This window comes from Pseudonocardia sp. UM4_GMWB1 (assembly GCF_017312155.1).
GTDB classification, from domain to species: Bacteria; Actinomycetota; Actinomycetes; order Mycobacteriales; family Pseudonocardiaceae; genus Pseudonocardia; species Pseudonocardia alni.
Genome location: NZ_QJPN01000001.1, coordinates 1,280,522 through 1,293,127 on the forward strand (window position 1 = coordinate 1,280,522; position 12,606 = coordinate 1,293,127).

Consider the following 12,606-nt stretch of genomic DNA (forward strand, 5'->3'; position numbering starts at 1 on the left):
GCGGCGTGCAGGTCACCCTTGGGCAACGGTGGTTGCCTGGATGCTGGAATCGGCGACCTGTCTCGACAGCTGCGCTCGCAGCGTCTATAGTCATTCTTTGCGCTGTCTGCGTCCAGGCTCACGCGCTCATGACCGGGGAAGACTTCCGGACCGATCCGTCGGCCGCCGGAGAGGGTTCGGCGGACATGGGTGCGGGGGTTTCGTTCGTCCGTCAGCGCCCGACAACAGACGGCGTGCGACGTGGCCGGCTACCGGCTTCTCGATCCGGGGGGGACCCCGATCGGATCGAGGGAGACGGTAGCGCCCGCCACCGGCGCACGCCAGACGAGAAGCGCAGTTCTCGGAAGGACGCATCTTGGCTGTCTCCCGCGCCGCCGCGACCACCTCGACCCTCTCCGCTTCGGCGAACCCGAACTACCCCGGCGCACCCACCCGGGTCACCTTCGCGAAGATCGCCCAGCCGTTGGAGGTCCCCGACCTTCTCGACCTGCAGATCCAGTCGTACGAGTGGCTGGTCGGCAGCGAGGCCTGGTTCCAGCGCCGGATCGAGGCCGGTGACGATCTCCCGGTGAGCGGTCTGGAGGAGATCCTCACCGAGATCTCGCCGATCGAGGACTTCTCGGGCTCGATGTCGCTGTCCTTCTCCGACCCCCGCTTCGACGAGGTCAAGGCCTCCGTCGAGGAGTGCCGGGACAAGGACATGACCTACGGTGCCCCGCTGTTCGTGACGGCGGAGTTCACGAACAACACCACCGGTGAGATCAAGTCCCAGACGGTCTTCATGGGCGAGTTCCCCGTGATGACCGACAAGGGCACCTTCATCATCAACGGCACCGAGCGCGTCGTCGTGTCGCAGCTCGTCCGTTCGCCGGGTGTCTACTTCGACCACGCGATCGACAAGACGACCGAGAAGGACGTCTACTCGGTCAAGATCATCCCGAGCCGGGGTGCGTGGCTGGAGTTCGACGTCGACAAGCGCGACACCGTCGGTGTCCGCATCGACCGCAAGCGCCGTCAGCCGGTCACCGTGCTGCTGAAGGCCCTGGGGTGGACCGCCGAGCAGATCGGTGAGCGTTTCGGGTTCTCCGAGACGATCATGACGACGCTCGAGAAGGACAACACCGCGGGCCAGGACGAGGCGCTGCTCGACATCTACCGCAAGCTGCGCCCCGGCGAGCCGCCGACGCGCGAGTCGGCCCAGGCGCTCCTGGAGAACCTGTTCTTCAAGGACAAGCGCTACGACATGGCCAAGGTCGGTCGTTACAAGGCCAACAAGAAGCTCGGCCTCGACATCGAGAACTCGGTCGGCACGCTGACCGAGGAGGATGTCGCCACCACCATCGAGTACCTCGTCCGGCTGCACGCCGGCGAGACCACGATGGCCGTGGGCTCCGGTGACTCCGCGCGGGAGATCCCGGTCGAGACCGACGACATCGACCACTTCGGCAACCGGCGCCTGCGCACCGTCGGCGAGCTGATCCAGAACCAGGTCCGGGTCGGTCTGTCCCGCACCGAGCGGGTCGTCCGCGAGCGGATGACCACCCAGGACGTCGAGGCCATCACGCCGCAGACCCTGATCAACACCCGGCCGATCACGGCCGCGATCCGGGAGTTCTTCGGCACCTCGCAGCTGTCGCAGTTCATGGACCAGCACAACCCGCTGGCCGGACTGACCCACAAGCGCCGCCTGTCGGCGCTCGGCCCGGGTGGCCTGTCCCGTGAGCGTGCCGGCATGGAGGTCCGTGACGTCCACCCGTCGCACTACGGCCGTATGTGCCCGATCGAGACCCCCGAGGGTCCGAACATCGGTCTGATCGGCTCGCTGGCCTCGTTCGCGCGGGTCAACCCGTTCGGCTTCATCGAGACGCCGTACCGCAAGGTCGTCGACGGCGTCGTCACCTCGCAGATCGACTACCTGACCGCCGACGAGGAGGACCGCTTCGTCGTCGCCCAGGCCAACGCCCAGCTCAACGAGGACGGCTCGTTCGCCGAGGAGCGCGTCCTGGTCCGCCGCAAGGGCGGCGAGGTCGACCTGATCTCGCCCTCGGGCGTGGAGTACATCGACGTCTCGCCGCGCCAGATGGTGTCGGTCGCGACGGCGATGATCCCGTTCCTCGAGCACGACGACGCGAACCGCGCGCTGATGGGCGCGAACATGCAGCGCCAGTCGGTGCCGCTGCTGCGCTCGGAGTCGCCGCTGGTCGGTACCGGCATGGAGCTGCGTGCCGCCGTCGACGCCGGTGACGTCGTCACCGCCGAGTCCGCCGGTGTGGTCGAGGAGCTGTGCGCCGACTACATCACCGTCATGGACGACGAGGGGCAGCGTCAGACCTACCGTCTGAACAAGTTCCGCCGCTCGAACCAGGGCACCTGCAACAACCAGAAGCCCATCGTCGACGAGGGCGCGCGGGTCGAGGTGGGCCAGGTGCTCGCCGACGGTCCCTGCACCGAGAACGGCGAGATGGCGCTGGGCAAGAACCTGCTCGTGGCGATCATGCCGTGGGAGGGCCACAACTACGAGGACGCGATCATCCTGTCGCAGCGCCTCGTGCAGGACGACGTGCTCACCTCGATCCACATCGAGGAGCACGAGATCGACGCGCGCGACACGAAGCTGGGCGCCGAGGAGATCACCCGGGACATCCCGAACGTCTCCGAGGACGTGCTGGCCGACCTCGACGAGCGCGGCATCATCCGGATCGGCGCCGAGGTCCAGCCCGGCGACATCCTGGTCGGCAAGGTCACGCCCAAGGGCGAGACCGAGCTGACCCCGGAGGAGCGCCTGCTCCGCGCGATCTTCGGTGAGAAGGCGCGCGAGGTCCGCGACACCTCGCTGAAGGTGCCGCACGGCGAGAACGGCAAGGTCATCGGCATCCGGGTCTTCTCCCGCGACGACGACGACGAGCTGGCCCCGGGCGTCAACGAGCTGGTCCGCGTCTACGTGGCCCAGAAGCGCAAGATCTCCGACGGCGACAAGCTCGCCGGCCGGCACGGCAACAAGGGCGTCATCGGCAAGATCCTCCCGCAGGAGGACATGCCGTTCCTCCCGGACGGCACGCCGGTCGACATCATCCTGAACACCCACGGTGTGCCGCGTCGTATGAACATCGGCCAGATCCTGGAGACCCACCTCGGGTGGATCGCCAAGTCCGGCTGGGAGATCGAGGGCACGCCCGAGTGGGCGGCGCAGATGCCCGAGGAGCTCTACTCGGTGCCCGCCGACACGAACACCGCGACGCCGGTGTTCGACGGTGCGCGCGAGCACGAGATCACGGGTCTGCTGGGCTCGACCCGTCCCAACCGGGACGGTGAGCGGATGGTCGGTCCGGACGGCAAGGCGCAGCTGCTCGACGGCCGCTCCGGTGAGCCGTACCCGTTCCCGGTCGCGGTCGGCTACATGTACATCCTGAAGCTGGCCCACCTGGTGGACGACAAGATCCACGCCCGGTCGACGGGCCCCTACTCGATGATCACCCAGCAGCCGCTGGGCGGTAAGGCACAGTTCGGTGGCCAGCGCTTCGGTGAGATGGAGTGCTGGGCGATGCAGGCGTACGGCGCCGCCTACACCCTGCAGGAGCTGCTGACGATCAAGTCCGACGACGTCGTGGGCCGCGTGAAGGTCTACGAGGCGATCGTCAAGGGCGAGAACATCCCGGAGCCGGGGATCCCCGAGTCGTTCAAGGTGCTCCTCAAGGAGCTGCAGTCGCTCTGCCTGAACGTCGAGGTGCTCTCCAGCGACGGTGCGGCGATCGAGATGCGGGACGCCGACGACGAGGACCTCGAGCGTGCCGCGGCGAACCTGGGCATCAACCTGTCCAGCCGCCCGGGCTCGGAGTCGATGACCGTCGACGACGTCGTCAACTGACCCCCGTCCGACCAGCCGCCCTTTAAACGAAGAAACAGAGGACATACGTGCTCGACGTCAACTTCTTCGACGAACTGCGCATCGGCCTGGCCACCGCCGAGGGCATCCGCCAGTGGTCGCACGGTGAGGTCAAGAAGCCCGAGACCATCAACTACCGCACCCTGAAGCCGGAGAAGGACGGGCTCTTCTGCGAGAAGATCTTCGGTCCGACCCGGGACTGGGAGTGCTACTGCGGCAAGTACAAGCGCGTCCGCTTCAAGGGCATCATCTGCGAGCGCTGCGGCGTGGAGGTCACGCGCGCCAAGGTGCGTCGTGAGCGGATGGGCCACATCGAGCTGGCCGCCCCGGTCACGCACATCTGGTACTTCAAGGGCGTCCCGAGCCGGCTGGGCTACCTGCTCGACCTGGCCCCCAAGGACCTCGAGAAGATCATCTACTTCGCGGCGTACGTGATCACCTCGGTGAACACCGAACTGCGGCACAACGACATGTCCACGCTCGAGAACGAGATGAGCGTGGAGCGCCGTCGGGTCGAGCAGACCCGCGACGCCGACCTCGAGGCCCGCGCCCAGAAGCTCGAGGCCGACATCGCCGAGCTCGAGGCCGAGGGTGCCAAGGGCGACGTCCGCCGCAAGGTCAAGGACGGCGGCGAGCGCGAGATGCGTCAGCTGCGCGACCGTGCCCAGCGCGAGCTGGACCGGCTCGACGAGATCTGGACGACGTTCACCAAGCTCGACGTCCAGCAGCTCATCGCGGACGAGTCCATCTACCGCGAGCTCTACGACCGCTACGGCGACTACTTCACCGGCGCCATGGGTGCCGAGGCGATCCAGAAGCTGCTGGAGAACTTCGACATCCCCGCCGAGGCCGAGAAGCTGCGCGAGATCATCCGGTCCGGCAAGGGCCAGAAGAAGCTGCGTGCGCTCAAGCGCCTGAAGGTCGTCGCGGCGTTCCAGACCACCGGCAACTCGCCGATGGGCATGGTGCTCGACTGCGTGCCGGTCATCCCGCCGGACCTGCGTCCGATGGTGCAGCTCGACGGTGGCCGCTTCGCGACCTCGGACCTGAACGACCTGTACCGCCGGGTCATCAACCGGAACAACCGCCTCAAGCGACTGATCGACCTGGGCGCGCCCGAGATCATCGTCAACAACGAGAAGCGGATGCTCCAGGAGTCCGTCGACGCGCTGTTCGACAACGGCCGCCGTGGCCGGCCGGTGACCGGTCCGGGCAACCGCCCGCTCAAGTCGCTGTCCGACCTGCTGAAGGGCAAGCAGGGCCGGTTCCGCCAGAACCTGCTCGGCAAGCGCGTCGACTACTCGGGCCGTTCGGTCATCGTCGTCGGCCCGCAGCTGAAGCTGCACCAGTGCGGTCTGCCCAAGCAGATGGCGCTGGAGCTGTTCAAGCCGTTCGTGATGAAGCGCCTGGTGGACCTCAACCACGCGCAGAACATCAAGTCCGCCAAGCGGATGGTCGAGCGCGGCCGCTCGCAGGTGTGGGACGTGCTCGAGGAGGTCATCTCCGAGCACCCCGTGCTGCTGAACCGTGCGCCCACGCTGCACCGTCTCGGCATCCAGGCCTTCGAGCCGCAGCTGGTGGAGGGCAAGGCCATCCAGCTGCACCCGCTGGTCTGCGAGGCGTTCAACGCGGACTTCGACGGTGACCAGATGGCGGTGCACCTGCCGCTGTCGGCCGAGGCGCAGTCCGAGGCCCGCGTGCTGATGCTGTCGTCGAACAACATCCTGTCCCCGGCGTCGGGTCGCCCGCTGGCGATGCCGCGTCTGGACATGGTCACGGGTCTGTACCACCTGACCCGTCTCCGGGAGGACGCCCACGGCGCCGGGAACCACTACGGCTCCGCGGCCGAGGCGATCATGGCCTACGACCGCAAGGTCCTCCACCTGCAGGCGCCGATCAAGATCCGGCTTCCGCAGGTTACCCCGACCCCGGGCTCGGACGCCGGGACCGTGACCGAGGACGGCGTCTGGACCGCGGAGACCACGCTCGGGCGGGTGCTGTTCAACGAGCTCCTGCCGGCGGACTACCCGTTCGTCAACGAGCCGCTGCCGAAGAAGCGCCAGGCCACGATCGTCAACGAGCTGGCCGAGCGCTACTCGATGACCGAGGTCGCGCAGGTCCTGGACCGGCTGAAGGACGCGGGCTTCTACTGGGCCACGCGCTCCGGCGTCACGATCTCGATCGCGGACGTGCTGGTCCCGCCGGCCAAGGCGGGCATCCTCGAGGAGTACGAGGCGAAGGCCGACCAGATCAACAAGCGCTACCAGCGTGGTGCCCTGTCGCACCAGGAGCGCAACGACGAGATGGTCAAGATCTGGAGCCGGGCGACCGAGGAGGTCGCCAAGGCGATGGAGCAGAACTTCCCCGAGGACAACCCGATCCCGACGATCGTGCAGTCCGGGGCCGCGGGCAACATGACCCAGATCCGCCAGCTGGCGGGTATGAAGGGTCTGGTCGCGAACCCCAAGGGCGAGTTCATCCCGCGTCCGATCAAGGCCTCGTACCGCGAGGGCCTGTCGGTGCTGGAGTACTTCATCTCCACGCACGGCACCCGTAAGGGTCTGGCGGACACCGCGCTGCGGACCGCGGACTCCGGGTACCTGACCCGTCGTCTGGTCGACGTGTCGCAGGACGTCATCGTCCGCGAGGTCGACTGCGGCACCGAGCGTGCCATCCCGATGGCGGTCACCGAGGAGACGAGCGACGGTCGGTTCATCCCGCACCGTTACCTGCGTACCTCGGTGTACGCCCGGACCTCCGGCGAGGAGATCACCGCGGCGGACGGCACCGTGCTGGTGCGCAAGGGCGACGACCTCGGCGACGCCGTGCTGGACGCGCTCGTCGCGGCCGGCGTCAAGACGGTCCGGGTCCGCTCCGCGCTGACCTGCGCCTCGGCCACCGGTATCTGCGGCATGTGCTACGGCCGATCGATGGCCACCGGCAAGCTGGTGGACGTCGGCGAGGCCGTCGGCATCGTCGCCGCGCAGTCCATCGGTGAGCCCGGCACCCAGCTGACGATGCGTACGTTCAAGCAGGGTGGCGTCGCGGGTGACGACATCACGACCGGTCTGCCGCGTGTCACCGAGCTGTTCGAGGCCCGGGTCCCGCGCGGTAAGGCGCCGATCGCCGACGTCGACGGCCGCATCCGCATCGAGGACGGCGACCGGTTCTGGAAGATCACGCTGATCCCGGACGACGGCGGCGAGGAGATCGTCTACGAGAAGCTGTCCAAGCGGCAGTGGCTCGGGATGACCACCGTCGACGGCACCGAGCGTCCGCTCGCGGACGGCGACCACGTGACGGTCGGCCAGCTGCTCCTCGAGGGCATGGCGGACCCGCACGAGGTGTTGCGTGTCATGGGCCCGCGTGAGGTGCAGTTGCACCTCGTGCGTGAGGTGCAGAAGGTGTACCGCACGCAGAGCGTGGACATCCACGACAAGCACATCGAGGTCATCGTCCGGCAGATGCTGCGCCGGGTCACGATCATCGACTCGGGTGCGACCGAGTTCCTGCCCGGCGCACTGGCCGAGCGGGGCGAGTTCGAGTCCGAGAACCGCCGGGTCGTCGCCGAGGGGCTGGAGCCGGCCTCCGGCCGTCCGGTCCTGATGGGGATCACCAAGGCCTCGCTGGCGACGGAGTCGTGGCTGTCCGCGGCCTCGTTCCAGGAGACCACCCGCATCCTCACCGATGCCGCGATCAACGGAAAGCGCGACAAGCTCGTCGGGCTCAAGGAGAACGTGATCATCGGTAAGCTGATCCCGGCCGGTACCGGCATCAACCGGTACCGCAACATCCAGGTCCAGCCGACCGAGGAGGCCCGCGCGGCCGCCTACGCACTGCCGAGCTACGACGACGGCTACTACAGCCCCGACGTCTTCGGCACGGGCACCGGTGCCGCGGTGCCGCTGGACGACTACGACTTCGGTCGCGACTACCGCTGAGGTAGCCGTCCGGTCCGGACCCACGACGGTGGGTCCGGACCGTGACCGGACAGGTCCCGGACGGGGCCGGACACCGCGCTCCCGTGGCGGTGCCCGGCCCCGTTCGTGCGTTCCGGGGCTGTACGCGGGGAGCGGGCCTCAGCGCAGGCAGTCCGCCCGCAGGGCCAGGCCCAGGGTGCGCAGCGAGGCGTCGGCCTCCGCCAACAGCCCGGCCAGCGTCGGGAAGGCGTGCCACATGCCGGGCGCGCGCTCGTAGGTGACCGGTGTCCCGGCCGCGCGGGCGCGCTCGACGAGGGTGTCGGCGTCGTCGACGAGGATCTCGTCGGCACCGGCGACGACGTGGAGCGGCGGCAGCCCGGCCAGGTCCGCGTCGAGAGGCAGGAGCTCGGGGACGCCGGTGTGCGGGCCCGCGTAGTCGGTGACGGCGTCGGGCAGCCACGACGGATCCAGCATCGCGTCGGAGGCGACGTTGCGGGTGAGCGCGTCCGCGGTGCAGGACAGGTCCAGCCAGGGCGAGATCAGTCCGATGGAGCCCGGGAGATCCTCGCCGGTCGCACGCAGTCGCAGCAGCAGCGACATGGTCAGCCCGCCGCCCGCGGAGTCGCCGGCCACCGCGATGTGCCGGGCCGGGATCCCCGCGGCCCGCAGGGCGGCCCAGGCGGCGTACGCGTCGTCGAGGGCGGCCGGGAACGGGTGCTCCGGGGCGAGCCGGTAGTGCGGAGCGAGGACCGCGCTGCCGGTGGCGTGCGCGAGCCCGGCGAGCAGCGGCCGGTGCGACGCCGAGGACCCCACGAGGTACCCGCCGCCGTGCAGGTAGAGCACCCGGTGCGGGGCCAGCGGCCCGGGCGGTGCGACGACCGCGGTGGGCACGCCGCCCAGCGTCCCGAGGTCGCGGCGGGTGCCGCGGGGGAGCGGGAGCGAGGCGCCGACGAGGTCGAGTCCACGCCGTCTCAGGGCGACGGGTAGTGTCGGGGCGAGCAAGGGCGCGATGAGTGCGCGCGTGGCGAGGCGGTTGACGGCCGTCGGCAGGTGCATACCGGACCGTAACCGTCCCTCCGTCGCCACCGTCCACAGGGTGATCCACACCGTGATCGACACGGCGGGATCGTGCTGTGGCGCAGTCATCGCCCACACCGATCCGACCGCGACGAGCGGCCGTCGATCTGCGACGAGCGGGTGAGTCCGCTTGCCAGTGACGGCGTCGTACGGCATCGTCGGGTCATCACAGGTCTCCTCCGGGGCGTCGTCCCGGGGGATCCGAGGACCATCGAAGCCCCCGATGGTCCCGAAGGCAGGTCCGAGGCGAACGCCCGGAACGGACCCGCTTTGACCGTGTCGAAGAGGGCCGGGTATTCTCATGTCCTGTGCTCGGCTCCGGTCGGGCAGGTCCGCGTGTCCCGTGGTGTGCACCGATCCGTTGGTTCCGACCCTCAGATCTGTGGTTGCGCCCCGGAGCAGGGCACGCCGGACGTCCCGACAGCCTCCGCGGGGCCCTTCCGGCCCCGAGCGTGCCCGGGACGACACGCCCGACCTCGGGGTCCGGCGCGACGGTGGCGGAGTCCGGCGAGAGCCGGCAGCCACGCCGGCGCCCGGAGCCCGGGACACCGAACGAAGATCACCAGTGTCACGGCGAGCGAGACAGTCGAGCCACGTCGACGGGAAGAAGTAGACGGTTCATGCCCACGATCCAGCAGCTGGTCCGCAAGGGCCGCGAGGACAAGGTCTCCAAGACCAAGACCGCCGCGCTGAAGGGAAGCCCCCAGCGCCGCGGGGTCTGCACCCGCGTGTACACCACCACGCCCAAGAAGCCGAACTCGGCGCTGCGCAAGGTCGCCCGTGTGCGCCTGTCCAGCGGCATCGAGGTCACCGCGTACATCCCCGGTGAGGGCCACAACCTGCAGGAGCACAGCATCGTGCTCGTGCGCGGTGGTCGTGTGAAGGACCTCCCCGGCGTGCGCTACAAGGTCATCCGTGGGTCGCTGGACACCCAGGGCGTGAAGAACCGCAAGCAGTCCCGCAGCCGCTACGGCGCGAAGAAGGAGAAGAGCTGATGCCCCGCAAGGGCCCCGCCCCGAAGCGTCCGCTGGTCTCGGACCCGGTCTACGGCTCGCCGCTGGTCACCCAGCTGGTGAACAAGGTCCTCAAGGACGGGAAGCGGTCGCTCGCCGAGCGCATCGTCTACGCCGCCCTCGAGGGCACCCGTGACAAGACCGGCACCGACCCGGTCGTCACGCTGAAGCGCGCTCTCGACAACGTGAAGCCGGCCCTCGAGGTCCGCAGCCGCCGCGTCGGTGGCGCGACCTACCAGGTCCCCGTCGAGGTCCGTGCCGTCCGGCAGACCACCCTGGGGCTGCGTTGGCTGGTCACCTACTCCGGCCAGCGCCGTGAGAAGACCATGGTCGAGCGCCTCATGAACGAGCTGCTCGACGCCAGCAACGGCCTCGGCGCCAGCGTCAAGCGGCGCGAGGACATGCACAAGATGGCGGAGTCGAACCGCGCCTTCGCCCACTACCGCTGGTGACCGGCCGACCGTCGGGCGCCAACTCGCGATCCAGGGAGAGCTGAGCAGTGGCAGCACAGGACGTGCTGACGGACCTCACCAAGGTCCGCAACATCGGCATCATGGCCCACATCGACGCCGGTAAGACGACCACGACCGAGCGGATCCTGTACTACACGGGGATCAACTACAAGCTCGGCGAGGTGCACGACGGCGCCGCCACCATGGACTGGATGGAGGAGGAGCAGAAGCGCGGCATCACGATCACGTCGGCCGCGACGACCTGCTTCTGGAAGAACCACCAGATCAACATCATCGACACCCCCGGGCACGTCGACTTCACCGTCGAGGTGGAGCGTTCGCTGCGGGTGCTCGACGGCGCGGTCGCGGTCTTCGACGGCAAGGAGGGGGTCGAGCCGCAGTCCGAGCAGGTCTGGCGGCAGGCCACCAAGTACGACGTCCCCCGCATCTGCTTCGTCAACAAGATGGACAAGCTGGGCGCGGACTTCTACTTCACCGTTCAGACGATCAAGGACCGCCTGAACGCGACCCCGCTGCCGCTGCAGATCCCGATCGGCTCCGAGAACGACTTCATCGGTGTCATCGACCTGGTCGAGATGCGCGCGCTCACGTGGCGTGGCGAGGTCGCCAAGGGCGAGGACTACACCGTCGAGGAGATCCCGGCGGACCTCCAGGCCAAGGCCGAGGAGTACCGCACGGCGCTCGTCGAGGCCGTCGCCGAGACCGACGACGAGCTCATGGAGCTCTACCTCGGTGGCGAGGACCTGACGACCGAGCAGATCAAGACCGGTGTCCGCGCGCTGGTGACCAACCGCGCCGCCTACCCGGTCCTCTGTGGCTCGGCCTTCAAGAACAAGGGCGTGCAGCCGATGCTGGACGCGGTGATCGACTACCTGCCGTCGCCGTACGACGTGCCGCCGGTCGAGGGTTTCCTCACCGACGGCGAGACGCCGGCGAGCCGCAAGCCTGCGAAGGACGAGCCGTTCTCGGCCCTCGCCTTCAAGATCGCCGCGCACCCGTTCTTCGGCAAGCTGACCTACATCCGGGTGTACTCGGGTCAGGTCGCCGCCGGCGCCCAGGTCATCAACTCGACCAAGGACCGGAAGGAGCGCATCGGGAAGCTCTTCCAGATGCACTCCAACAAGGAGAACCCGGTCGACGAGGCCGTGGCCGGCCACATCTACGCGGTCATCGGTCTGAAGGACACGACCACCGGTGACACGCTCTGCGACCCGCAGAACCCGATCGTCCTCGAGTCGATGACCTTCCCGGACCCGGTCATCCAGGTCGCCGTCGAGCCCAAGTCGAAGGCGGACCAGGAGAAGCTCTCGCTGGCGATCCAGAAGCTGGCGGAGGAGGACCCGACGTTCCAGGTCTCCCTGGACGACGAGACCGGCCAGACCATCATCGCCGGCATGGGCGAGCTGCACCTCGAGGTGCTGGTCAACCGGATGAAGTCCGACTACAAGGTCGAGGCCAACATCGGTAAGCCGCAGGTGGCCTACCGGGAGACCATCAAGAAGGCCGTCGAGAAGTTCGAGTACACGCACAAGAAGCAGACGGGTGGTTCGGGCCAGTTCGCCCGCGTCATCATCAAGCTCGAGCCGCTCACCAGCGGTGACGGTGCGCTGTACGAGTTCGAGAACAAGGTCACCGGTGGCCGTGTCCCGCGGGAGTACATCCCGTCGGTCGACGCCGGTGCCCAGGACGCCATGCAGTACGGCATCCAGGCCGGTTACCCCGTCGTCGGTGTGAAGCTCACGCTGCTGGACGGTCAGTACCACGAGGTCGACTCCTCGGAGATGGCCTTCAAGGTCGCCGGTTCGATGGCGTTCAAGGAGGCGGCCCGCAAGGCGAGCCCCGCCATCCTCGAGCCGATGATGGCCGTCGAGGTGATGACGCCCGAGGACTACATGGGTGACGTCATCGGCGACCTGAACTCCCGCCGCGGCCAGATCCAGGCCATGGAGGAGCGGGCCGGTGCCCGTGTCGTGAAGGCGACCGTGCCGCTGTCCGAGATGTTCGGCTACGTCGGCGACCTGCGGTCGCGGACCCAGGGCCGGGCGAACTACACGATGGTCTTCGACTCCTACGCCGAGGTTCCGGCGAACGTGGCGAAGGAGATCATCGCGAAGGCCACGGGCGAGTAAGAGCTCCCCGGGGCGGGCCCCAGTGCCCGACCTGCTCGGAGGGTGCGGTCCGCGGATCGGTAAGGTCCGCGGCCCGCACCACCCGACACCCACAGACCTGCCGTCAGCACG

The 12,606-nt window shown here is 68.5% G+C and carries 6 protein-coding genes; 5 read left to right on the forward strand and 1 reads right to left on the reverse strand.

The window, feature by feature from the left end:
• The first annotated feature begins 355 nt into the window (after positions 1-355).
• Both rpoB and DMP15_RS06305 read left to right on the forward strand, forming a co-directional pair.
• A complete protein-coding gene (rpoB, locus tag DMP15_RS06300; protein ID WP_073576475.1) occupies positions 356-3,865 on the forward strand; it encodes a DNA-directed RNA polymerase subunit beta in 3,510 nt (1,169 codons plus the stop codon).
• A gap of 47 nt (positions 3,866-3,912) precedes the next feature.
• Positions 3,913-7,824, forward strand: coding sequence for a DNA-directed RNA polymerase subunit beta' (locus DMP15_RS06305; protein ID WP_073576474.1), 3,912 nt, complete (start codon positions 3,913-3,915; stop codon positions 7,822-7,824).
• A gap of 138 nt (positions 7,825-7,962) precedes the next feature.
• Here the strand turns inward: DMP15_RS06305 and DMP15_RS06310 are convergent, their stop codons facing one another.
• On the reverse strand, positions 7,963-8,859 hold the full coding sequence (locus DMP15_RS06310) for an alpha/beta hydrolase (RefSeq protein WP_337825538.1): 897 nt from the start codon (positions 8,857-8,859) through the stop codon (positions 7,963-7,965).
• A 641-nt stretch (positions 8,860-9,500) separates the two neighbouring features.
• On the opposite strand from DMP15_RS06310, the gene rpsL reads away from it, so the two are divergent.
• The 3 genes from rpsL to fusA are packed head-to-tail and all read left to right on the forward strand — an operon-like array spanning position 9,501 to position 12,495.
• Complete coding sequence (rpsL, locus tag DMP15_RS06315; RefSeq protein WP_020622943.1) at positions 9,501-9,875, forward strand: 30S ribosomal protein S12; 375 nt, start codon at positions 9,501-9,503, stop codon at positions 9,873-9,875.
• Positions 9,875-10,345 carry a 30S ribosomal protein S7 gene (gene rpsG, locus DMP15_RS06320; RefSeq protein WP_020622942.1) on the forward strand — a complete coding sequence of 157 codons (471 nt, stop codon included), beginning with the start codon at positions 9,875-9,877 and terminating at the stop codon, positions 10,343-10,345. The genes rpsL and rpsG overlap by 1 nt, the downstream gene beginning before the upstream one ends.
• A 47-nt stretch (positions 10,346-10,392) precedes the next feature.
• Positions 10,393-12,495: an elongation factor G gene (gene fusA / locus DMP15_RS06325; RefSeq protein WP_100878740.1), complete on the forward strand. Its 2,103-nt coding sequence runs from the start codon at positions 10,393-10,395 to the stop codon at positions 12,493-12,495.
• Positions 12,496-12,606 lie beyond the last annotated feature (111 nt).